The organism is Aureimonas sp. AU40 (genome assembly GCF_001463785.1).
Classification (GTDB): Bacteria; Pseudomonadota; Alphaproteobacteria; order Rhizobiales; family Rhizobiaceae; genus Aureimonas.
Map to the genome: position 1 here is coordinate 36,869 of NZ_BBWL01000002.1, position 20,778 is coordinate 57,646.

The 20,778-nt window shown below is 68.8% G+C and carries 23 protein-coding genes; 17 read left to right on the forward strand and 6 right to left on the reverse strand.

The window, feature by feature from the left end:
* Positions 1-89 precede the first annotated feature (89 nt).
* The 3 genes from AUL32_RS00915 to AUL32_RS00925 all read right to left on the reverse strand — a co-directional run bounded on the left by AUL32_RS00915 (position 90) and on the right by AUL32_RS00925 (position 4,343).
* Positions 90-1,328, reverse strand: coding sequence for a YihY/virulence factor BrkB family protein (locus AUL32_RS00915; protein ID WP_082659054.1), 1,239 nt, complete (start codon positions 1,326-1,328; stop codon positions 90-92).
* A gap of 144 nt (positions 1,329-1,472) precedes the next feature.
* Positions 1,473-3,203 (reverse strand): gamma-glutamyltransferase, encoded by a 1,731-nt coding sequence (gene ggt / locus AUL32_RS00920; RefSeq protein WP_062111016.1) that lies wholly within the window; start codon positions 3,201-3,203, stop codon positions 1,473-1,475.
* A 135-nt stretch (positions 3,204-3,338) separates the two neighbouring features.
* On the reverse strand, positions 3,339-4,343 hold the full coding sequence (locus AUL32_RS00925) for a M23 family metallopeptidase (RefSeq protein ID WP_062111017.1): 1,005 nt from the start codon (positions 4,341-4,343) through the stop codon (positions 3,339-3,341).
* Between the two features lie 345 nt (positions 4,344-4,688).
* Here AUL32_RS00925 and pncB point away from each other — a divergent pair, with 345 nt between their 5' ends.
* From pncB to AUL32_RS00970, 9 genes are all read left to right on the forward strand, one after another.
* Positions 4,689-5,993, forward strand: a complete 1,305-nt coding sequence (pncB, locus tag AUL32_RS00930; RefSeq protein ID WP_062111018.1) for a nicotinate phosphoribosyltransferase — start codon at positions 4,689-4,691, stop codon at positions 5,991-5,993.
* A 136-nt stretch (positions 5,994-6,129) separates the two neighbouring features.
* Positions 6,130-6,954: a ferredoxin--NADP reductase gene (locus tag AUL32_RS00935; RefSeq protein WP_062111019.1), complete on the forward strand. Its 825-nt coding sequence runs from the start codon at positions 6,130-6,132 to the stop codon at positions 6,952-6,954.
* Positions 6,955-7,030: 76 nt separating this feature from the next.
* Positions 7,031-7,873 carry an alpha/beta hydrolase gene (locus AUL32_RS00940; RefSeq protein ID WP_062111020.1) on the forward strand — a complete coding sequence of 281 codons (843 nt, stop codon included), beginning with the start codon at positions 7,031-7,033 and terminating at the stop codon, positions 7,871-7,873.
* A gap of 30 nt (positions 7,874-7,903) precedes the next feature.
* Positions 7,904-8,152, forward strand: a complete 249-nt coding sequence (locus AUL32_RS00945) for an Lrp/AsnC ligand binding domain-containing protein (protein ID WP_061974165.1) — start codon at positions 7,904-7,906, stop codon at positions 8,150-8,152.
* On the forward strand, positions 8,145-9,410 hold the full coding sequence (gene kynU / locus AUL32_RS00950; RefSeq protein WP_244497583.1) for a kynureninase: 1,266 nt from the start codon (positions 8,145-8,147) through the stop codon (positions 9,408-9,410). Before AUL32_RS00945 ends, kynU begins: the two co-directional genes overlap by 8 nt.
* The gene (locus AUL32_RS00955) at positions 9,407-10,297 is read left to right on the forward strand and encodes a dihydroneopterin aldolase (RefSeq protein ID WP_062111021.1); all 891 of its coding nucleotides are present in this window, start codon (positions 9,407-9,409) and stop codon (positions 10,295-10,297) included. The genes kynU and AUL32_RS00955 overlap by 4 nt, the downstream gene beginning before the upstream one ends.
* Positions 10,298-10,532: 235 nt before the next feature.
* The gene (locus AUL32_RS00960; RefSeq protein ID WP_061977675.1) at positions 10,533-11,183 is read left to right on the forward strand and encodes an amino acid kinase family protein; all 651 of its coding nucleotides are present in this window, start codon (positions 10,533-10,535) and stop codon (positions 11,181-11,183) included.
* 30 nt (positions 11,184-11,213) lie between these two features.
* Positions 11,214-12,068, forward strand: a complete 855-nt coding sequence (locus tag AUL32_RS00965) for an urease accessory protein UreD (protein WP_062111022.1) — start codon at positions 11,214-11,216, stop codon at positions 12,066-12,068.
* A 69-nt stretch (positions 12,069-12,137) separates the two neighbouring features.
* Positions 12,138-12,440 carry an urease subunit gamma gene (locus AUL32_RS00970; RefSeq protein ID WP_061974168.1) on the forward strand — a complete coding sequence of 101 codons (303 nt, stop codon included), beginning with the start codon at positions 12,138-12,140 and terminating at the stop codon, positions 12,438-12,440.
* A gap of 56 nt (positions 12,441-12,496) precedes the next feature.
* Here AUL32_RS00970 and AUL32_RS00975 read toward each other — a convergent pair whose 3' ends face one another.
* Entirely contained in the window at positions 12,497-12,718 is a 222-nt protein-coding gene (locus tag AUL32_RS00975) for a hypothetical protein (RefSeq protein ID WP_062111023.1), read from the reverse strand.
* 305 nt (positions 12,719-13,023) lie between these two features.
* Here AUL32_RS00975 and AUL32_RS00980 point away from each other — a divergent pair, with 305 nt between their 5' ends.
* Both AUL32_RS00980 and AUL32_RS00985 read left to right on the forward strand, forming a co-directional pair.
* Positions 13,024-13,593, forward strand: coding sequence for a HupE/UreJ family protein (locus AUL32_RS00980; protein WP_062111024.1), 570 nt, complete (start codon positions 13,024-13,026; stop codon positions 13,591-13,593).
* A gap of 1 nt (position 13,594) precedes the next feature.
* Positions 13,595-13,900, forward strand: a complete 306-nt coding sequence (locus AUL32_RS00985; protein WP_061974171.1) for an urease subunit beta — start codon at positions 13,595-13,597, stop codon at positions 13,898-13,900.
* A 70-nt stretch (positions 13,901-13,970) separates the two neighbouring features.
* Here AUL32_RS00985 and AUL32_RS00990 read toward each other — a convergent pair whose 3' ends face one another.
* Positions 13,971-14,468 (reverse strand): hypothetical protein, encoded by a 498-nt coding sequence (locus AUL32_RS00990; RefSeq protein WP_062111025.1) that lies wholly within the window; start codon positions 14,466-14,468, stop codon positions 13,971-13,973.
* A 158-nt stretch (positions 14,469-14,626) separates the two neighbouring features.
* Positions 14,627-15,073, reverse strand: a complete 447-nt coding sequence (locus tag AUL32_RS00995) for a hypothetical protein (RefSeq protein WP_156421271.1) — start codon at positions 15,071-15,073, stop codon at positions 14,627-14,629.
* Positions 15,074-15,191: 118 nt separating this feature from the next.
* Between AUL32_RS00995 and ureC the strand changes: the two genes are divergently transcribed.
* The 6 genes from ureC to AUL32_RS01025 all read left to right on the forward strand — a co-directional run bounded on the left by ureC (position 15,192) and on the right by AUL32_RS01025 (position 20,730).
* Positions 15,192-16,904, forward strand: coding sequence for an urease subunit alpha (gene ureC / locus AUL32_RS01000; protein ID WP_061974177.1), 1,713 nt, complete (start codon positions 15,192-15,194; stop codon positions 16,902-16,904).
* A 174-nt stretch (positions 16,905-17,078) separates the two neighbouring features.
* A complete protein-coding gene (locus AUL32_RS01005) occupies positions 17,079-17,558 on the forward strand; it encodes an urease accessory protein UreE (RefSeq protein WP_062111027.1) in 480 nt (159 codons plus the stop codon).
* Positions 17,551-18,255 carry an urease accessory protein UreF gene (locus tag AUL32_RS01010; RefSeq protein WP_062111028.1) on the forward strand — a complete coding sequence of 235 codons (705 nt, stop codon included), beginning with the start codon at positions 17,551-17,553 and terminating at the stop codon, positions 18,253-18,255. The genes AUL32_RS01005 and AUL32_RS01010 overlap by 8 nt, the downstream gene beginning before the upstream one ends.
* Positions 18,252-18,914, forward strand: coding sequence for an urease accessory protein UreG (ureG, locus tag AUL32_RS01015; RefSeq protein ID WP_062111029.1), 663 nt, complete (start codon positions 18,252-18,254; stop codon positions 18,912-18,914). Before AUL32_RS01010 ends, ureG begins: the two co-directional genes overlap by 4 nt.
* Positions 18,911-20,248 (forward strand): 8-oxoguanine deaminase, encoded by a 1,338-nt coding sequence (locus AUL32_RS01020; protein WP_062111030.1) that lies wholly within the window; start codon positions 18,911-18,913, stop codon positions 20,246-20,248. Before ureG ends, AUL32_RS01020 begins: the two co-directional genes overlap by 4 nt.
* A gap of 176 nt (positions 20,249-20,424) precedes the next feature.
* Positions 20,425-20,730 (forward strand): alkylphosphonate utilization protein, encoded by a 306-nt coding sequence (locus AUL32_RS01025; RefSeq protein WP_062111031.1) that lies wholly within the window; start codon positions 20,425-20,427, stop codon positions 20,728-20,730.
* Positions 20,731-20,778: the final 48 nt, after the last annotated feature.

The following is a 20,778-nucleotide window of genomic DNA, read 5'->3' on the forward strand; positions in this document are numbered from 1 at the left end:
CCGCCGGTGTCCAAGGGTTAACAGGAGGTTTCGAAGGGCGGTTCCGCCCGGAGAGTTTGGCTGACGAAGGACCCTCGCCAGCCGCTGCCTCAGACCTTGGGCTTGCCCAGCGTGTCCGCCATGGACGCGCCGCGCTGACCCATGGGTTGGGCAGGGCTGGTGGTGGAGTCGATCGCCGTCTGGTGCTCCAGTTCGGCATTCAGCTCCGCGCCCAGCAGCACCACGATCGTGGAGATCCAGATCCAGGTCATGAAGCCGATCGCCGCGCCCAGCGAGCCGTAGGTCTCGTCATAGGAGCCGAAATTCTGGGCGTACCAGGAGAAGAGCAGCGAGAAGACCACCCAGAGCGCGGCGGCGAACAGGCTGCCCGGCGCGATCCAGCGCCATTTGGCCGCCGAACGGCTGGGGCCGATGCGGTAGACCATGGAGAGACCGAGCGCGACCAACACGAGAAGGATCGGCCAGCGCAGCACGAGGAGCCAGGTTTCCAGGCCCCCGAGATGCAGGAACTCCAGCACGATGGGCAGGACCACGACGCCGGCCAGCGCCACGATCAGGGCGAAGATCGTGCCGAGCGTGAAGGCGAGCGTCACCAGCGTCAGCTTGACGAAGCCGCGCTTCTCCTTCTCGTCGTAGACGATGTTCATGGCGTCGAAGAGCGTCTTCATGCCTGCATTGGCGCTCCACAGCGCGACGCCGAGGCCGAATACCATGCCGAAGCCGAGCTTGGCGCCTTCCTTGGAGGTGACGCGCTGCATCTGCTCGCCGATGATCTGCAGCGCGCCGCTGGGCAGGACGCCCGCCATGTTCTGCAACTGGTCGTTGACGCTGGCGGGGTCGTTGAACAGGCCGTAGATCGAGATGAAGGCGGTGATCGCGGGAAACAGCGCGAGGAGCACGTAGAAGGTGACGCCGGCGCCGACCAGCATCAGCCGGTCGCCCGAGAATTCCTCATAGGTGCGCCAGAGCACGTCCTTCCAGCCTTGGGCGGGAATGGCCGTGGGCTTGGCCGCCGTGCGCCCGCGCGCCGCCTCGTCGGCCGGCACCTTGGCCGTTTCGCCCTCGGGGGCGGCGCTGTCGGCCCAACCGGGCTTGTTGCTCTCAGTCTCCCCGGGCCAGGGGCCTTCGCTGTCCCGATCTCTCCAGGTCTCGCTCTTGCCGGCGACGAAGCCGATGGCGGTCAGCGCGCCCGCCGACACGAGACCGAGTAGCACGTCGCCCGTCGCCGATCCCTTAGCCAGACCCTTGGCAGATCCCTTGGCCGATCTCGCCGCCGGTGCCTTGGCCGACACCCCGGCCCATCGCCTGGATTGCGTCCGTTCGCCCATCGCCTCTTGCCCCCTTGGCCGTTCCTGCCGCGAGGCCGAACCGAGCCTCGCTGCGGAAACGCTGCAATGCGGCAAACCGATCCCTCCAAGGCGAAGTCGTGGCCAAAGGATGGCGGCGGCGTGGCTTGTCGGGCGAGCGGGCGGTCAGTAGCCGATCGCGGCGCCCGAGCCCGCCCGAGCGTCGATCGCGCCGAAGAAGCGTTCGGGGTTGGCGGGGTCGCGTGCCTTCAGGCTGGGGCCGCCGACGAGAATGCCCGCCGCCTGGCCCCAGACCGGCCAGTTCGGGTCCTCGCTCACCTTGTGGCCCTTGGCGGCGAGAAGCCGGATCGTATCGGGCGAGAGGGCGCGCGGCTCGATCGTGATCCGGTCGGGCTGCCATTGATGGTGGATGCGGGGCGCGTCCACCGCCTCCTGAATGGTCATGCCGTGGTCCACCACGTTCATGATCGCCTCGGCGACGATGGTGATGATGCGCGAGCCGCCGGGCGAGCCGATCACCATCACCGGCTCGCCGTTCTGCGTGAGGATCGTCGGGCTCATGGAGGAGAGCGGCGTCTTGCCCGGCGCGATGGCATTGGCCTCGCCTTGGATCAGGCCGTAGAGATTGGGCACGCCGACCTTCTGCGTGAAGTCGTCCATCTCGTTGTTGAGAAGGACGCCCGTGCCCGGCGCTACGACCCGCGCGCCGAACGAGCCGTTCAACGTGTAGGTCACGGCGACGGCGTTTCCGTCCTTGTCGATGATGGAATAATGCGTGGTCTCATGGCTTTCGCTGCCGACCGGCTTCATGGCGCTCGAAACGCCCGCCCGGTTCAGGTCGATGCGCGCGCGCACCTTGTCGGCATAGGCCTGCGAGAGCAGCGTCTCGGTCGGGTTCTTCACGAAGTCGGGGTCGCCCAGCGCCGAGTTGCGATCGACGAAGCCCTGCCGCATGGCCTCGGCCATCAGATGCACCGTCTCGGCCGAGCCGTAGCCGGTATAGCTCAAGGGATAGGCTTCGAGAATGTTGAGGATCTCGCAGATCACCACGCCGCCCGAACTCGGCGGCGGGGAGGAGATGATCTCGTAGCCGCGATAGTCGCAGCGAACGGGATCGAGCTCGCGCACCTTGTAGGCCTCGAAATCGGCGGTCTCCAGAATGCCGCCATGGGCGGCGCTGGCCTTGGCGATCGCTTCGGCCGCCGCGCCCCGGTAGAACCCGTCCGGCCCGCGCTGGGCGATGGCGTCCAGAACGCCGGCCAGATCGCTCTGCACCAGCCGCTCCCCGGCGCGGTAGGGCTCGGTGCCGTTCTTCAGGAAGATGGCGCTGGCGCCCGCATCCTTGGCGAGATCGGCATTGGCGTCGGCAAAGCTTTCCACATCGCCCGGAGAGAGCACGAAGCCCTCGCGCGCCAGACGGATCGCCGGGGCGATCAGCGCGGCGCGGTCCTTGGTGCCGTATTTTTCCCGCGCCAGCTCGAAGCCGGCGACCGAGCCGGGCACGCCGACCGCGAGATAGCCGTCGGTGGAAAGGCCCGGCACGGGCTCGCCCTTGGCGTCGAGATACATGTCCTTCGAGGCCCGGCCGGGCGCGCGCTCGCGAAAGTCGAGAAAGCGCGTGCGCCCGTCCTTCATGCGCAGCGTCATGAAGCCGCCGCCGCCGAGATTGCCGGCGGTGGGATAGGTGACGGCCAGCGCGTAGCCCACCGCCACGGCGGCATCCACCGCGTTGCCCCCATCCCGCAGCACGGCCACGCCGACCTCGGAGGCGAGCCGCTGCGCGGTGACGACCATGCCGTGCTCGGCCCCGACCGGCGCGGGCGAGGCGGCCTTGGTGCTGCCGGCGAAACTGACGATGAGGCAGGTGGCAAGGACAAGGCGGAATGGGCGAGGCATGGCGCGGCTCCTCTGGCGTTGCGCCGCCCATGGCGAGGCGACTGAGGGGAGACTGCCCCCTTCCGGCGGCCTTGTCACGCTCCGGCCCTGCCGTGCTTCGGTCTTGCGGCGGCCGGTCTCGGCGGGCTTGGCCCGTCAGCGGAGGTCGATCTGCCGTGTTTCGTGCAGAACCGGGCTTCCCTCGCGCAGGATCTCCACGGCAACGGTCCACGGGCCGGGCGCGGGCGGGCGCCGCAGGCCGGCCAAGCCGGAATAGACCGCCTTGTTGTTGTCCAGCGGCTCGGCCGTTGTGTCGAGAACCTGTGCGCCGCCGGGATCGGTGAGCTGAAAGCGGACGCGGTCGCCTTTGCGCAGATTGGCGAGCCACGCCCAGCCCACCGTGATGGGGGAGCGGGGCGTCGCGGCCGGCGGCGGCCCGTCCTGAACGAGGCTGCCGTAGTCCACCATCTCTCCGGCAAGGCCCATGGCCAGGACCTGCGTCGTCGGACGCAGGAGGCGCGCGGCGGCATCACGCGTGAACAGGGTGTCGCGCTCGGTGTCCTCGGCCACGCAGCCGCCGCCGACGGAATGGCCGGATATGGGGTCGATCCGCTCGCCGTTCCGCCGCACGGACAGATGCACATGGGGAAACTCGGCCAGACCCGAGGCGCCGATCTCGCCGAGCGTCTGGCCCGCCTCCACCCGCTCGCCCGGCCGCACGCGCACGGAGCCTTTGCGGAGATGGCAATATTGGGTTTCCAGCCCTTCGCCATGGTCGAGAACGACGCCGTTGCCGCATTCGACGGACTGCACCGCCTCGCGAAGGGCCGGCGTCGAGGCCAGCCGGTCTTCCATGCCGTCGCGCCCTCCCTTCACCGTACCGGCGAGCGCGGCGACCACCGGCTCTCCGCGCGCGATGTCGCGCAGCGAAAGGAGGCGGATGTCGATGCCGTCGTGCCCGTCATAGGCGGCGATGCCGCAGAACGGATCGCGGACGCCGGGGCCGGCCTCCATGTCGGGCAGTTGCTGGACGAAGCAGTCCCGGCCGATCTCGCAGGTGACGGGAAGTCCCAGGCGGCTTGTATCCTCGGCCTCGGCGGGCGCGGACAGCGCGAGGCCCCCGGCGAGAAGGGCGGCGAGGCGGGCCGGGCGAAGCGACATGGCAAGGACCCTCGGTTTCGGCATCCGGCGGGTTTGTGGCACAGGGCGACAGACGCGTCGAGGCAGCGCCCGCCGCTCAGGTTCCGGACGTGCTCGGTGGCAGCGGGATGGAAGGCGGGGGAGAGTGCGCACGTGACGGCTTTGAGTTGGCCGTCTCTGACCGGTCCGATCAGACCAGGAATGACTTCACGAAAGCCGCCGGGGATGCGTCATGGCTTCTCAAGCGTTGCTCGCAAGCAGGCAGTGCCACCCCAGACGTGATGTTGACCGGCACGCACTACAATCGCCCCCGACGATAGGATAAGGATCAGGACCGAATCGCCAGGCGCATCGGAAGGACCGCTCATGGTCGCCACGGATATCGCGACGCGCGTGTGGAACCACACGTTCAAGCTCGACCCGATCGTGCGCTCGCTGCTCGACACGGATTTCTACAAGCTCCTGATGCTGCAGATGGTCTGGGGCCTGCACCCGACCACGCAGGTCACATTCCGGCTCATCAACCGGACCCGCACCGTGCGGATCGCCGACGAGATCGACGAGGGCGAGCTTCGCGCCCAGCTCGACCATGCCCGCTCGGTGCGCTTCTCCAAGCGCGAGATGATCTGGCTGGCGGGCAACTCCTTCTATGGCGAGCGGCAGATCTTCCTGCCCGCCTTTCTGGAATGGCTGCGCGACTTCCAGCTGCCGCCCTACGAGCTGGCCAAGCGCGACGGGCAGTACGAGCTGATGTTCCACGGGCCCTGGACCCACACGATGATGTGGGAAATCCCGGCGCTCGCCATCATCAACGAGCTGCGCTCGCGCGCCGCGATGAAGGATTACGGCCGCTTCGAGCTGGACGTGCTCTACGCCCGGGCCAAGGCCAAGATGTGGGAGAAGGTGGAGCGGCTGGACAAGCTGCCCGCCATCCGCATGTCCGACTTCGGCACGCGGCGGCGCCATTCCTTCCTGTGGCAGCGCTGGTGCGTCGAAGCGCTGAAGGAAAAGCTGGGCGACCGCTTCATCGGCTCCTCCAACGTGCTTCTGGCCATGGAGACCGATCTCGAAGCCATCGGCACCAATGCGCACGAACTGCCCATGGTCTACGCCGCCTTGGCGCGCTCGGACGCGGAACTGCGCGACGCGCCCTACGAGGTGCTGAAGGCCTGGCAGAGCTGGTATGGCGGCAATCTTCTGGTGGTGTTGCCCGACACGTTCGGCACGGCGTCCTTCCTGGAGCGCGCGCCGGGCTGGGTGGCGAACTGGACGGGCTTTCGCCCCGACTCCGCGCCCCCGATCGAGGGCGGCGAGGCGATCATGGCATGGTGGCGCTCCAAGGGCGTCGACCCGCGCGACAAGCTGCTCGTCTTCTCTGACGGGATGGACGTCGATTCCATCGAGGAGACCTATCGCCATTTCGACGGGCGGGTGCGCATGAGCTTCGGCTGGGGCACCAATCTCACCAACGACTTCCGCGGCGTCGCGCCCGAGGACACGCCGGGCCTCCATCCGATCTCGCTGGTCTGCAAGGTGATGGACGCCGACGGGCGCCCGGCGGTGAAGCTCTCGGACAATCCGGCCAAGGCGACGGGCACCGCCACCGACATCGAGCGGTATCGCCGCATCTTCGGCACCAAGGCGGAAATTCCGCGCGACGTGCTGGTTTGAGAATAATCGACCTTTTTTTTAGGGGCTCGATGGGTCAGGAGAGGGGAAATCCGTTTGCGGTGCGGTCTCGCGCCGCGATGCCGGCTTGCCCCTCGGCCTGCCGCGCCGTGTCCCCCATGCTGCCGAAGGGCCCCCGATGAACGCCCCCGTCCAGACCCCGCTCGCCTCCGACGCGCCCACCTTTCCGATCCCGGCCAATGTCTTCGCCGAGACGGTGACGGAGGTGAAGCACTACACCGACCACCTGTTCAAGTTCCGCATGACACGGCCGGCGAGCTTCCGCTTCCGCACCGGCGAGTTCGCCATGATCGGCCTGCCCAATGCCGAGAAGCCGGTGTTCCGCGCCTATTCCATCGCCAGCCCCTCCTGGGACGAAGAGCTCGAATTCTTCTCCATCAAGGTGCCGGGCGGCCCGCTGACCGAGCATCTGCAGCGCATCCAGCCGGGCGACACGGTTCTGATGCGCAAGAAGCCGACGGGCACGCTGGTGCTCGACGCGCTTCTGCCGGGCAAGCGACTTTATCTCTTCTCCACCGGCACGGGCATCGCGCCCTTCGCGGGCGTGATCCGCGACCCCGAGACCTATGAGAAGTTCGAGCAGGTCGTGCTCACCCATACGACGCGCACGCTGGCCGAGCTGCACTATGGGCAGGAGCTGGTGGAGGCGATCAAGACCGACGACATCCTGTCGGAGATCGTCGGCGACAAGCTGCTCTACCACGGCTCCGCCACTCGTGAGGGCGACCACAAGGGCGAGCGCGTCACCACGCTTCTGGAAACCGGCAAGCTCTTCACCGATCTCGGTCTTCCCCGGATCGACCCGGCGGTGGACCGCGCGATGATCTGCGGCTCCATGGAAATGCTGAAGGAAACGGCCGCGCTCTGCGAAAAGTTCGGCCTGGACGAAGGCGCCAATTCCAAGCCCGGCACCTATGTCGTGGAGCGCGCTTTCGTCGACTGACGACCGGGCGTCGCGCCAGAAGGCGTGACGCGGCGGGCAGGGCGCCCTATTCCTGTTGCCGTAGGGAGGATGCGTCATGACCCAATGGAACCCGGTCGCCGATTTCGATGCGGCCTATGACAATTCCGGCGCCGTCAGCGGCGCCGAGACCTTCGTGCCGCGCTGGGAGCGCGAGGCGGCGGGCTTCCGCGAGGCGCTGACTGCCCGCCGGCGCGCCGAGATCGACCTGCCCTATGGCGACAATCCCCGCCATCGCCTCGACCTGTTCCACCCGGAAGGAGAGGCGCGGGGCCTCGTAGTCTTCATCCATGGCGGCTACTGGAAAGCGCTTTCCAAGGATATCTGGTCTCATCTGGCGCGCGGCGCCGTGGAGTCCGGCTTCGCCTTCGCCATCCCGAGCTACCGCCTAGCGCCCGAGGCGCGGCTGACCGACATCGCCGCCGACGTGGCGCGCGCCGTCGCGCTGGCGGCCGAGCGCATCGCCGGCCCGGTGCGCCTCGTCGGCCATTCCGCCGGTGGTCATCTCGTCGCACGCATGGTCTCGTCTGGCACGCCGCTGTCCGGCCCGGTGCTGGGGCGCATCGACCGTGTCGTTCCCGTCAGCGGTCTCCACGACCTTCGTCCGATCCGCCGCACGCGCATGAACGACACGCTGCGCATCGACGCGGCCGAGGCGCTGAGCGAGAGCCCGATGCTGCTGGAGCCCGTGCATCCCTGCCCGATCCATGCCGTGGTCGGCGCGGCGGAACTGCCCGAACTGCGGCGCCAGACCTTTGCGCTCGCCTCCGCCTGGGCCGGGCTCGGCGCGCCGATCGAGGCGGCGGAAATCCCCGGCCGGCACCATTTCGACGTGGTGGAGGAATTGGCCGTCCCAGGATCGCAGGTCACAAGGATTTTGACGGCGGGCGCCTCGCTCTGATAGCTCTCCGCCGGTGGAGGCGCTCTCTCGATGCAAGCGATTTTCGTTCAGTTCAAATGTCGCCCCGGCGCGGCCTATGCCGTGGCCGACGCCCTGGTGGAAAGCGTGGAGGAGATTTCGGAAGTCTACTCCACCTCCGGCCAATACGATCTTCTCGCCAAGTTCTATCTCGAGGCCGGCCGCGACATCGGCCACTTCGTGACCGAGCGGCTGCAGACCGTGGACGGCGTCATGGACACGTTCACCACCGTCGCCTTCAAGGCCTTCGGACGTGGCTGACGCCCCGCTGGCGCCGCTTCAGGATTTAAGTGATCGCGCGCGGGAGGCCGACCGGGCCGATCCGCTGCGCTCGCGCCGCGCCTTGTTCCACCTGCCGGATGGCGTGACCTATCTCGACGGCAATTCGCTGGGCTGCCTCACCTATGCCGCGCGCGAGCGGCTGCGCCATGCGGTCGACCAGGAATGGGGCGAGGGGCTGATCTCCTCGTGGAACGCCGCCTCCTGGGTGGACCTGCCGGCTCGCGTCGGCGCGCGCATCGCCCGTCTCGTCGGGGCGGAGGAGGGGGCGCTCGTTGCCTGCGACTCCACCTCGGTCAACCTGTTCAAGGTCCTCTCCGCCGCTTTGGCGCTGCGCCCCGGCCGGCGCGTGATCGTGTCGGAGCGGTCCAACTTCCCGACCGATCTCTACATGGCCGAAGGGCTCGCCGCCCTGCTCGGGCAGGGGCACGAGTTGCGTCTGGCGGAGAGCGCGGAGGAAATCCCCGCCCTGGTGGATGGCGACACCGCCGTCCTGATGCTGACGCAGGTGAACTATCGCACCGGCGCGCTGCACGACATGGCGGCGCTGTCGGCCCTCGCGCACGACCACGGCGCCCTGGCGCTCTGGGATCTCGCGCATTCCGCCGGCGCTCTGCCGGTGGACCTGTCGCGCGACGGGGCGGATTTCGCCGTCGGCTGCGGCTACAAATATCTGAACGGTGGCCCCGGCGCGCCGGCCTTCCTTTATGTCGCCCCGCGCCACGGCGAAGCGGCCCGCCAGCCTCTGTCCGGCTGGTTCGGCCATGCCGCGCCCTTCGGCTTCGAGCCGGGCTACCGGCCGGCGCCGGGCATCGCCCGCTTCCTCACCGGCACGCCCTCGGTTCTGGCGCTGTCCGCGCTCGACGCGGCGCTCGATGCGTTCGAGGGGGTGGAGATGTCCCGGCTGCGCGAGAAGTCGATGGCGCTGACCGCCTTCTTCGTCGAGGCGGTGGAGACCCTGTGCGAGGGCCGGGGCCTCACGCTCGCCGGACCGCGCGAGCCGGCCCTGCGCGGCAGTCAGATCTCCTTCCACCACCCCGCCGCCTATGCCCTGTGTCAGGCGCTGATCGCCGCCGGGGTCGTGGGCGATTTCCGGGCGCCGGACATTCTGCGCTTCGGCTTCGCGCCGCTCTACAATTCCTTTGCCGATGCCCTCCATGCGGCGGATACGATGGCGGCGCTTCTCGCCTCCGGCCGCCACGAGGACGAATGCTTCCAGCGCCGGAACACCGTGACATGACGCTTTCCAAACCCCCCTGTCGCTTCGCCATCGCCGTGCGCTCCCCCGAGGAGGCGCGCCGCGCGCTGGAGGCGGGGGCGGACTACGTCCTGGCGCCGGCGCGGCGGGATCGGCCGGGCGCCGCTGGGACGGTGGAGCGGCGCGGCGACGGCCAGCCCGAACTCTACTTCGCCATGGCCGGCGACGTCACGTTGCCGGCGGACCCGCTGCGCGTGGCGCGGCTGGAAGCGCCAGACGAGTTCGTCGGCGTGCTGCGCGGCGGCTATTCCGTCGTGCTGCTCGATCCCGACCGGGCGCTGCTGCGCGCCTTTTCGCTGGAAACCCTGGCCGAGTTCCAGCGCGCCTGCCGCGAGGCCGGGCTGGAATGCTGGTTCGGCGGCCGGCTCGAGCTGCCCGACATTCCGCGCCTCCTGGTGCTGGCGCCCGACGCGCTGGTGTTCGAGGAGCTCGATGCCGAAACGCTGGCGACCGGCCGGCGCATGTTGAGCACGCCCGCCGCGCCGCTGGCGCCCGAGCGCGAGGCGCTGGAAACGGACCGCATCTTCGTGCGCGGCTTCACGCTGCCCTTCCGCGTCGGGGCCTATCGGTTTGAGCGCGATCGCTCGCAGCGCTTGCGCTTCACCGTGGAGGCCGAGGTGCGCCGCCCCAGCCGCACCCCGCGCGAGGTCAGCGAGGTCTATTCCTACGACATCGTGACGGACGCGATCCGCCGTCTAGCCGACCAGGGCCACACCGATCTGGTGGAAGCGCTGGCGGAGGATCTGGCGGCCGATCTCCTCGGCGACGGCCGGCTTCTCTCGGTCGAGATTCAGGTGGAAAAGCTCGATCTCGGGCCCGAGGCGGTGGGCGTCGTGATTCGCCGTCGGCGCGAGGATCGCGGCTTCTGAGAGGCGTCTGCGGGAAAGACGCCGGAGCTTTTTGCTCCAAAGGCAGCCTCGAACGGGGCCTTTGGTGGGCTGGAAACAGAAATCTCCTTCCGAACCGTTTGCCGCGATAACGGGCAATGCATGGCACCTTTGCGTGCAACGAATGGTCACGCAACTTTGCAACCATGTTAAAACGTGTTCACATGACGCACATAATCGTGCCCCCGGCACGCCCATGGACCGGAAGGAGAGGATGATGACGAAATCCATGCTGATCGTGAAGTTCGGCGGAAGTTCGATCGCCTCGCCCGATCTCCACAAATGGGTCCAGGCCATCGAGAAGACGACGCGCCCGCTCGTCGTCGTGCCCGGCGGCGGCCCCTTCGCCAACACGGTTCGCCAGTTCCAGACCCGCATCGGCTACGATGGCGAGGCCGCCTATCGCATGGCGCTTCTGGCCATGGAGCAGTTCGGCCACGCGCTGGTCGCGCTCGGCCAGAAGCTGGTTCCGGCGCGCACCCTGGAAGCCATCGAATCGGCGCAGGCGCGCGGCTTCGTGCCGGTCTGGATGCCATATGAGATGATTTCGTCGAGCGAGGGCGTCGAGCACAATTGGAACGTTACGTCCGACAGCGTCGCCGCCTGGCTCGCCGCGCGGCTCCCCGGCTCTCCGCTCTGCCTCATCAAGCAGATCGACGTCCCGGCCGGCTCCAGCCTTCAGGCGATTTCCGCCGCCGGCGTGGTGGACCCGTCCTTCGTGGCCTTTCTCCACCCGTCCACCCGGGTCTATGTCGCAGGTCCCTCCGATCTCGCCGTCTCCGGCCGCCGCTTCGGCGAGGGCGTCGTCCCGGGCCGGGAAGTCTCCTCCGAACAGCCGCACACCGCCTTCGCGGAAGCCGCGCAGTAGGCCGTTTCCCATTCCCCGTTTTCCCGCTCCATGCTGATCGACGGCGCTCGGCCGCTAGACGCTCGCCCGCTTGAAGGCGAGCCCGCGCTCGGCCGCGCCCAGCGCGCGCGGGGCGAGGCGCGCGCCGTGTTCGGCCCGACCGGGCCGGGCGGCGCGACGCGGCTTCGCCGCCTGCATCAGGCCGGCGCGCTCAAGCTGCGCTTTCCCCGCCAGCCCTCGGCCGAGGCCGTTCTCGTCAACACGGCCGGCGGCCTCGCGGGTGGGGACGCCCTGTCGCAAGGCTTCGAGGTCGAGCCGGGCGGCGCGCTCAGCGTTACCACGCAGGCCTGCGAGCGGGTCTATCGCTCCACCGGAGTGAACGCGCGGCTCGATACGCGGCTCCAGGTGGGCGAGGGCGCCGCGCTCCGCTTCCTGCCGCAGGAAACAATTCTGTTCGACGGCGGGCGGTTGGCCCGCACGCTTGAGGTCGAAGCCCACGCCACGAGCCGGGTGCTCCTGTGCGAAAGCGTGGTGCTCGGCCGCGAGGCCATGGGCGAGAGCGTACGCAGCGGCGCCTTGCGCGATCGCTGGCGCATCCGGCGGGAGGGGCAACTCGTCTTCGCCGACGATCTGCGGCTGGACGGCGCGATCGACGCGCTAACCGGCTCTGCCGCTTCGCTGAACGGCGCGCGCGCCTTCGCGACTGTCTTTTGGCAGGACGAGCGGGCGGACAGGCTGCTGCCCGAGCTTCGCGCGCTTCTGGGAGAGGGTGGGGGCGCCAGCCTCCTCGACGGGTTCGGCATCGCCCGGATCGTCGCACCCAGCTATTATGCGCTGCGAAAGCGGCTCGTGCCGGCGCTCGGCCTGCTTTCGCAGGGCGGCCTTCCCCGCGTATGGTCGCTCTGACACCTTCGGTGCCCGCGCCGGTCGATTCGTCGTCTCGGGCGCGGACCTGTTTCAGTGGAGATCGTGCCGATGAACCTCACCCCCCGCGAAAAGGACAAGCTTCTGATCGCCATGGCGGCCGTCGTGGCGCGCAAGCGGCTGGAGCGGGGCGTCAAGCTGAACCACCCGGAGGCGATCGCGCTGATCACCGATTTCGTGGTGGAAGGCGCGCGCGACGGGCGCTCGGTGGCCGATCTCATGGAAGCGGGCGCCCATGTCGTCGGCCGGGATCAGGTGATGGAAGGCATTGCCGAGATGATCCACGACGTGCAGGTCGAGGCGACCTTTCCCGACGGCACGAAGCTGGTGACGGTACACGAGCCGATTCGCTGAATGTCGGGGGCGGGGTAGGGCCTTTGAGCGTTCCCCGCCCGATTCGCCGCGAAGTCTCAGCGCGCCTGCGTATCGAGCGCCGCCATCTGGCCGCTCGGCTGCGCGGCGAGAAAGCGGAACGTGCCCGCCGACCGCGAGTAGTAGGCCGGCCCGCTGACGCCGTTCATGATGACGGTGCGCACCTGGAAGGGCTCAGGCGTTCCGGCCGCCGAGATGAGGCCGAAACTGGCGCCCAGAACCGCCAGGGCGATCGAAAAGGTCACGAGCTTCGCTTTCATCACTTCTCGCGCGTCCCATCACGAGACACGGCCGGCTTGGCGCCGCCTTTGCGTCTCTTCGCATCTGTCCGTCATCCTAGACCGGCTGAATTTCGGTTCGGTGACGGGCTCGGCGTCAATTTTATCGATCCAGTCCCGAGCCCACGTGCAGCCCCGGCCGCAGCGCCCTTTGACAAGCCGCTTCGGCGCTTCCATCCTGCCTGTTCGAAACCCGTCGGGATTGCCGGGGCGGGGCCGCCCGTGCCAAGGGCGGAGCGGCGCGACCGACACACGGGCGCTTGTCGACCAAACGAGGGACATTCATCATGCTGAGACGATCCATCCTGACCGCCGCCACGCTCGCCGCCGCCACGGCGCCGGCCTTCGCGCACATGAACCCGGCCGAGCACGGCTCGTTCATGGCGGGTGTCAGCCATCCGCTGTTCGGCGCCGATCATATCCTCGCCATGGTCGCGGTCGGCCTCTGGGCCGCGCTGATCGGCGGGCGCGCTCTCTGGCTCGTGCCCTCCGCCTTTGTCGGCACCATGCTGGTCGGCTTCGCGCTGGCTTTGTCGGGCGTCTCGCTTCCCTTCGTGGAGCCCGCCATTCTCGCCTCCGTCGTGGCGCTCGGCCTTCTCGTGGCGCTGGCGGTTCGCCTGCCGACCGCGCTTTCGGCGGTTGTCGTCGGTCTCTTCGCGCTGTTCCACGGCTATGCCCATGGCGGCGAGCTGGGCGGTGCGGGTGCCGGCAGCTTCGCGATCGGCTTCGCCCTATCCACCGCCGCCCTGCACGGGCTCGGCCTCGTTCTCGGCCGTTCGCTCGGCGGGTCCGGCCTTTTGCCGCGTCTGCTCGGCGGCGCCACGGCCCTGGGCGGCCTCGCGCTGATGGTGGGCTGAGATGATTCCCGGCGAAGTCTTCGTCGCCGAGGGCGACATCGTCCTGAACGAGGGGCGGGAGGCGATCGAACTTCACGTCGCCAATGCGGGCGACCGGCCGGTCCAGGTCGGCTCGCATTATCATTTCGCCGAGACCAATGGGGCCCTGCGTTTCGACCGCGAGGCGGCGCGGGGCTATCGCCTCGACATCGCCGCTGGAACGGCGGTGCGCTTCGAGCCCGGCCAGTCCCGCGACGTGCGGCTGATCCCGCTGTCGGGAAACCGGCGCGTCTTCGGATTCAACGGCCGGGTTCAGGGCCAACTCTGACCAAAAAGCCAACTCTGACCAAAAAGAAAGGCGCCGCGAGGCGCCTTTCTTGCAAGCGGTAAAGAACGGCTCAGTTGCCGGTGCGGTCCGGCGTCGCGTTGGGCCCCTGGCGCAGGGCGCTGCGGATCGAGCCGAGGTCGACCTGAACGCGCGGGCTCGGAATGTTGTAGAGCGCCGCCGGCCCGGTGCCGGCCGTGCTTTGGAACGTGCTGCCCGTGGCCGAGCCGGTGGAGCCGCCGATCGTCGTGGCGGCTCCGATATTGCCGCTGCGCGCGGCCGCGTCGGCGTTCACCGAGTTCAGCGTGGAGGAGCCCGCCGTCGCGCGCTCCTGTGTCGAGGTGCTGCTGGAGCCGACGCCGCCCGACGAGCCGACCGCGTTGGTCGCTCCGCCGAGGCTGGGCGTGGTCGCGCCGCTAGCGCCCGCGCTGCCGCTGCCGATGCTGCTGCCGCCGACACCGCCGCCGGCGCTGCTGCCGCTGATGCCGCCGCCGACGCTTTGGGCCGCGGCAGGTGCGGCGAAGGCGAGCCCTGCGGCGAGGGCGATCAAGGAGGGTGAAAGGACGCGCATCGCTTTGCCTCGTTCTGGGGCGGGGCTTGAAGCCCGCCATATGGCTCGAATCGGGCCCGATGGACCCCTTTGTTCCAAAACAGGAAAACGCGCTTCCCGTTCCCCTTCCAAGCCTGCCGGCCGCTTTCCTTCGCGCTTTGGTTAGCGCGAAGCTCCCTTCAGCGCGCCTTCGCGTTCGGCACGATGCGCGCCCGGCGCGGCGGCGTGAGGGGCCGCGTCACGCCGCTTTCGTTGATGACCGATCCGTCCGATCGGGCGAAGTCGCCCGCGCGGTCCGGCCCGATCGCGGGGTCGCCCTCGCGGGCGCGCAGCCGCGTCGAGGTGCCGTCCGCGTCCGGCCGGGGAATGCGCGGCTTCAGATAGCTGTTGTCGTAGTCGCGCCCGTATTGCCGCTCCTCCACTGTGTCCCCGAACACCGGCGCGTTGGGAATGGCGAGAGGCGCGCGCACCTTCGGCGCGCCGGCGATCGACGCGCCCGACATGGAGGAGCCGACCGGCGTGCCCGGCGGGCCGGGGTCGAAGGGCTGGGCCTGCGCCATTCCGCCCATAAGGGCCAGACCAAGGGCAAGCAGCAAGGTCGGACGAAGAAGGTTGAACGAGGGCATCATGCTTCCTAAACGCGCAAGCCGGCGAAAAGCTCAACTTTCCCGCATTGCGAGAGAAGACAAGCTTCCGCGATCGAACTAATCTGCCCCCGCCGAATGCGCCGAGGAGACCCGATTCATGCCCGCATCCATCAGCCGCGCCAGCTACGCCGCCATGTACGGACCAACCGTGGGCGACCGGGTGCGGCTGGCCGATACGGACCTCATCATCGAGGTCGAGCGCGATCTCACCACCTATGGCGAGGAGGTCAAGTTCGGCGGCGGCAAGGTGATCCGCGACGGCATGGGCCAATCCCAGGCGAGCCGGGCCGAGGGCGCGGTGGACACGGTCATCACCAACGCGCTGATCCTCGACCATAGCGGCATCTACAAGGCCGATGTGGGGCTTCGCGGCGGCCGCATCCACGCCATCGGCAAAGCCGGCAACCCCGACACGCAGCCGGGCGTCACCATCGTCGTCGGCCCCGGCACGGAAGTGATTGCCGGCGAGGGCAAGATCCTCACCGCCGGCGCGGTGGACAGCCACATCCATTTCATCTGCCCGCAGCAGATCGAGGAGGCGCTGTTTTCCGGCGTCACCTGCATGGTCGGCGGGGGCACCGGCCCGGCGCACGGCACGCTGGCCACCACCTGCACGCCCGGCCCCTGGCACATGGCGCGCATGCTCCAGTCGCTCGACGGCTTTCCAATGAACTTCGCCCTGTCGGGCAAGGGCAACGCCTCGCAGCCGCAGGCGCTGGTCGAAATGGTGCGCGCAGGTGCGGCGGCGCTGAAGCTGCACGAGGATTGGGGCACGACCCCGGCCGCCATCGACTGCTGCCTGACGGTGGCCGACGAATACGACGTGCAGGTGATGATCCACACCGACACGCTGAACGAATCGGGTTTCGTGGAGGATACGGTCGGCGCTTTCCGGGGCCGCACCATCCACGCCTTCCACACGGAAGGGGCGGGCGGGGGCCACGCGCCCGACATCATCAAGGTCTGCGGCCTGCCCAACGTCCTGCCGGGCTCCACCAACCCGACCCGGCCCTACACGATCAACACGCTGGAAGAGCATCTCGACATGCTCATGGTGTGCCACCATCTCGATCCGTCCATCCCCGAGGACATCGCCTTTGCCGAGTCGCGCATCCGCAAGGAAACGATCGCGGCCGAGGACATCCTGCACGATATTGGCGCCTTCTCGATCATCTCCTCCGACAGTCAGGCCATGGGCCGCGTCGGCGAGGTCATCATCCGCACCTTCCAGACCGCCGACAAGATGAAGAAGCAGCGCGGCCGCTTGGCCGGCGAGACGGGCGACAACGACAATCTGCGGGTGCGCCGCTACATCGCCAAGGTGACGATCAACCCGGCGCTGGCGCAGGGCATGGGCCGCGAGATCGGCTCGGTCGAGGTCGGCAAGCGCGCCGATCTCGTGCTCTGGGACACCGCCTTCTTCGGCGTGAAGCCGGCCATGGTGCTGCTCGGCGGCACGATCGTCGCCGCGCCCATGGGCGATCCCAACGCCTCCATCCCGACGCCGCAGCCCGTGCATTATCGCCCGATGTTCGGGGCCTATGGCAAGGCGATCGGCGCCTCCGGCGTCACCTTCGTCTCGGGCGCCGCCATGGCCGACGGACTGCGCGAGAAGCTCGGCTGCGAGAAGACCTTCCTGGCGGTGGAGAACACGCGCGGCGGCCTCACCAAGGCTTCGATGATCCTCAACGACCTGACGCCCCATATCGAGGTCGATCCCGAAACCTACGAGGTGCGCGCCGACGGCGAACTGCTCACCTGCGAACCCGCCAAGGTGCTGCCCATGGCGCAGCGCTATTTCCTGTTCTAGATTCTGGAGACCGCGCATCGGCACAGCCGCAGGAGACGCAGATGACGCCGCTCGGGCTTGCGACAGACGGGGCATGGTCTCCCATGGCGCCTCGCGGCCGCGACGTCTTTGCTCCGCCGTTTTCACCCTGGCGGACGAACCCCTTTGACGACAATTTCGAGCGAGTGAAACGGCGTGATCGAGGCCAATAGCATCATCGAGCGCGGCGCCTTCCTAGGCGAGGCGGCGGACACCATCACGCTGGACGAGGCGCAGCGCCATCGCCGGCGCATGGCCATGGTCAGCGACAAGGGCATCGCCTTTCTGCTCGATCTCGAGGAGGCGCGGCTCCTGCGCGAGGGCGACATGATCGTCCTGTCGGACGGGCGCTATGTCCAGGTCCTGGCCAAGCCCGAGGAACTCTACGCCGTGGAAGGGCGCGACAGCGTGCATCTTCTGACGCTGGCCTGGCAGATCGGCAACCGGCACCTGCCCTGCCAGATCGAGGCCAAGCGCATTCTCCTGCGCCGCGACCATGTGATCCGCGAAATGCTGCGCGAGCTCGGCGCCCATGTCGAGGAGGTCGAGGCCGCCTTCGATCCCGTCGGCGGCGCCTATGCCAGCCCCGGTGCGGCCGCGCATTCGCATAGTCACGGCCATCACGGGCATGGCTGAGCCGGGTCCGGCCGGAGCTTCGGGGGAAAGCGCCGGGATCGCGGCGCTGGTCCGGCTCCTGACCTGGACCTCGCCGGCCTTTCCCGTCGGCGCCTTCGCCTTTTCGCATGGGCTGGAGGCGGCGATCGCCGAGGGGCGGGTGCGGGACGGCGAGACGCTGTTCGGCTGGATCGAAACCCTGCTTCTCCACGGCTCGGGCTGGAACGACCTCGTGTTTCTCACCGAAGCCTATCGGCTGGCGAGCCAGGGCGACACGGGGCTGGACTGGGACGATCTCGTGGCACTCGCCCGCGCCTCCGCCGGCTCGGCGGAGCGGCGGCGCGAGGTGATGGATCTCGGACGCGCCTTCGCGGAGGCCGCCGCGCCCTGGGCCGAGCCGCTTCAGCCCGGAGCGGCGCCCGCGCCCTATACGCTGGCCTTCGGCGCGCTGGCCGCGCGGGAGGGCGTGCCGCTTCTGCCCTGCCTTGCCGCCTTCGCTCACGCCTTCGCCGCCAATCTCGCCAGCGTCGCCGTGCGCCTCGTGCCGCTCGGGCAGCGCGAAGCGGTGCGCGTCATCCGCCGTCTGGAGCCGGTCGTCGGCAGTGCTGCCCGGCGCGCCGCGGGCTCGACGCTGGACGATCTCGGCTCGGCCGCGATCCTGTCCGACATCGCGGCGCTGCGCCACGAAACCCTGCAACCGAGGCTGTTCCTGACATGAGCCATTCGTCCGCGACCGAGAGCCCGTCCCGCCGCCGCCACGGTCCGCTTCGCGTCGGCATCGGCGGCCCGGTCGGCTCCGGCAAGACGACGCTGTGCGAGAAGATCTGCCTCGCCGCGCGCGACCAATGGTCGATCGGCGTCGTCACCAACGACATCTACACGACCGAGGATGCCGAGGCGCTGGTGCGCCGACAGGCGCTGACGGCGGACCGGATCATCGGCGTGGAGACGGGCGGCTGCCCGCACACGGCGATCCGCGAGGACGCCTCGCTGAACCTGCGCGCCATCGCCGAGTTGAACGCTCGCCATCCCGATCTCGACCTGATCCTGGTGGAATCGGGCGGCGACAATCTCGCCGCGACCTTCTCGCCCGATCTGGTGGACCTGTCGATCTACGTCATCTCGGTCTGCCAGGGCGACGACATTCCCCGCAAGGGCGGGCCGGCCATCACTCGCTCCGATCTTCTCGTGGTCAACAAGGCCGATCTGGCGCCCTATGTCGGAGCCGATCTGGAGCGCATGAAGCGGGACGCCGCCAAGGGGCGCGGCCCCTTGCCCTTCGTCTTCGCCGACCTGTCGCGCCGCGAGGGGCTGGCCGCGATCCTCGACTTCCTGGCGCGGACCGGGGGCCTCGCGCCGCTTCGCGAGGCGGCATGAGCCGGCTCTTTCTCAAAAACCCGCTCGCCGTCTTGGAGCCGCTGGCGGCGGGCGGGATCGTCGTGGAAGCGGGGCGGATCGCCGAACTCGTGCCGAGCGGGGCCGAGCCCTCCGCGCCGGTAGACGAGGTCTTCGACGCTTCGCGGCATGTCGTGCTGCCCGGCCTCGTCAACACGCATCATCATTTTTACCAGACGCTGACGCGCGCGCACCCGCAAGCCATCGACAAGGAACTCTTTCCCTGGCTGCAGGCGCTCTATCCGATCTGGGCGCGGCTCGAGCCCGATAGCTTTCGCCAGTCGGTGCGCCTGGCGCTGACCGAACTCCTGCTCTCTGGCTGCACCACGGCGGCCGACCATCACTATCTCTTCCCGCAGGGGCTAGAGGAGGCGATCGACATCGAGGCCGAGGAGGCGAAGGCGCTGGGCATCCGCGTGACGCTGACGCGCGGCTCGATGAATCTCAGCCAAAAGGACGGCGGCCTGCCGCCTGACTCCGTGGTGCAGGACGAGGACACGATTCTCGCCGATTCCGAGCGGCTGCTGAACCGGCTTCACGATCGCTCCGACGGCGCCATGGTGCAGATCGCGCTGGCACCCTGCTCGCCCTTTTCGGTGACCAAGAGCCTGATGGAAAAGAGCGCGGCGCTGGCCGAGCGCTTCGACTGCCGGCTCCACACCCATCTCGGCGAGACTGAGGACGAGAACCGCTTCTGCGAGGAGCGCTTCCGCTGCCGCCCGGTGGACTATCTCGAAGAGGTCGGCTGGATGGGGCCGCGCACCTGGCTGGCGCATGGCATCCATTTCACCTCCGAGGAATGCCGGCGGCTCGGCGCGCACAAGGTCGGCGTCTGCCATTGCCCGACCTCCAACGCGGTGCTTGCCTCGGGCTTCTGCAAGGTGGCGGAACTGGAGGCGGCGGGAAGCCCCGTCGGGCTCGGCGTCGATGGCTCGGCCTCCAACGATTCCTCCAATATGATGGAGGGCGTGCGCCACGCGCTGATGCTCGGGCGGCTGCGCACCGGCTCGGCCGCCTCAGTCACGGCGCGCGACGCCTTTCGCTATGCCACCGAAGGCTCGGCGGCGTGTCTCGGACGCGCCGATATCGGCCGCATCGCGCCGGGGCTGCAGGCCGATCTCGCGCTCTTCACGCTGGACGAGCTGCGCTTTTCCGGCGCGCATGATCCGATATCGGCGCTCGTGCTCTGCGGCGCGACGCGGGCGGACCGGGTCATGGTCGCCGGGCGCTGGCGCGTCGTGGACGGGCAGCCGATCGGCGTCGATCTCGCCCAGCTGCGCGCCGACCATGGCGCTGCGGCGCGCCGCTTCGCCTGATGTCAGGGCTCGGGTTGGACAGAATGTCGCAGGTGCGATAAGCGCCGAAACACCTGCCGCAGACTTGTACCCTTCGACGGGACGACGCTGGCCCGCCTTTCGCGGATGCGCCGGGGAGGGGAGGGCGCCGGCTTGCGGCAGGGCGAACCCGAAGACAGAAGGCTGCGAGGCGCATCATGAGCGACGCGAACGACGACTACATCTATGACGAGGCCACCGGCGAATGGCGCCCGGCCTCGGAAATGGCGGAAGCCGCCGGCGCCAAGCCCGAAGCGCGCGACGCGGCTGGCAACGTCCTGGCGGACGGCGACAGCGTCACCCTCATCAAGGATTTGAAGGTGAAGGGCGCGGGCCAGACCCTCAAGCAGGGCACGGTGATCCGCTCCATCCGCCTGACCGACAACCCGGAAGAGATCGACTGCCGCCACGAGGCGATCAAGGGCTTGGTGCTGCGCACCGAGTTCGTGCGCAAGCGCGGCTGACCCGAACCGTCCGGCGGCGAAGCGGGTTCGTTTCGCCTCCGGATGGAC

Bases quoted from the DNA above. Each gene is read 5' to 3' on its own strand.
- AUL32_RS00915 (WP_082659054.1), bottom strand. From the start codon at position 1,328: ATGGGCGAACGGACGCAATCCAGGCGATGGGCCGGGGTGTCGGCCAAG.
- ggt (WP_062111016.1), bottom strand. From the start codon at position 3,203: ATGCCTCGCCCATTCCGCCTTGTCCTTGCCACCTGCCTCATCGTCAGT.
- AUL32_RS00925 (WP_062111017.1), bottom strand. From the start codon at position 4,343: ATGTCGCTTCGCCCGGCCCGCCTCGCCGCCCTTCTCGCCGGGGGCCTC.
- pncB (WP_062111018.1), top strand. From the start codon at position 4,689: ATGGTCGCCACGGATATCGCGACGCGCGTGTGGAACCACACGTTCAAG.
- AUL32_RS00935 (WP_062111019.1), top strand. From the start codon at position 6,130: ATGAACGCCCCCGTCCAGACCCCGCTCGCCTCCGACGCGCCCACCTTT.
- AUL32_RS00940 (WP_062111020.1), top strand. From the start codon at position 7,031: ATGACCCAATGGAACCCGGTCGCCGATTTCGATGCGGCCTATGACAAT.
- AUL32_RS00945 (WP_061974165.1), top strand. From the start codon at position 7,904: ATGCAAGCGATTTTCGTTCAGTTCAAATGTCGCCCCGGCGCGGCCTAT.
- AUL32_RS00955 (WP_062111021.1), top strand. From the start codon at position 9,407: ATGACGCTTTCCAAACCCCCCTGTCGCTTCGCCATCGCCGTGCGCTCC.
- AUL32_RS00960 (WP_061977675.1), top strand. From the start codon at position 10,533: ATGACGAAATCCATGCTGATCGTGAAGTTCGGCGGAAGTTCGATCGCC.
- AUL32_RS00965 (WP_062111022.1), top strand. From the start codon at position 11,214: ATGCTGATCGACGGCGCTCGGCCGCTAGACGCTCGCCCGCTTGAAGGC.
- AUL32_RS00970 (WP_061974168.1), top strand. From the start codon at position 12,138: ATGAACCTCACCCCCCGCGAAAAGGACAAGCTTCTGATCGCCATGGCG.
- AUL32_RS00975 (WP_062111023.1), bottom strand. From the start codon at position 12,718: ATGAAAGCGAAGCTCGTGACCTTTTCGATCGCCCTGGCGGTTCTGGGC.
- AUL32_RS00980 (WP_062111024.1), top strand. From the start codon at position 13,024: ATGCTGAGACGATCCATCCTGACCGCCGCCACGCTCGCCGCCGCCACG.
- AUL32_RS00985 (WP_061974171.1), top strand. From the start codon at position 13,595: ATGATTCCCGGCGAAGTCTTCGTCGCCGAGGGCGACATCGTCCTGAAC.
- AUL32_RS00990 (WP_062111025.1), bottom strand. From the start codon at position 14,468: ATGCGCGTCCTTTCACCCTCCTTGATCGCCCTCGCCGCAGGGCTCGCC.
- AUL32_RS00995 (WP_156421271.1), bottom strand. From the start codon at position 15,073: ATGCCCTCGTTCAACCTTCTTCGTCCGACCTTGCTGCTTGCCCTTGGT.
- ureC (WP_061974177.1), top strand. From the start codon at position 15,192: ATGCCCGCATCCATCAGCCGCGCCAGCTACGCCGCCATGTACGGACCA.
- AUL32_RS01010 (WP_062111028.1), top strand. From the start codon at position 17,551: ATGGCTGAGCCGGGTCCGGCCGGAGCTTCGGGGGAAAGCGCCGGGATC.
- ureG (WP_062111029.1), top strand. From the start codon at position 18,252: ATGAGCCATTCGTCCGCGACCGAGAGCCCGTCCCGCCGCCGCCACGGT.
- AUL32_RS01020 (WP_062111030.1), top strand. From the start codon at position 18,911: ATGAGCCGGCTCTTTCTCAAAAACCCGCTCGCCGTCTTGGAGCCGCTG.
- AUL32_RS01025 (WP_062111031.1), top strand. From the start codon at position 20,425: ATGAGCGACGCGAACGACGACTACATCTATGACGAGGCCACCGGCGAA.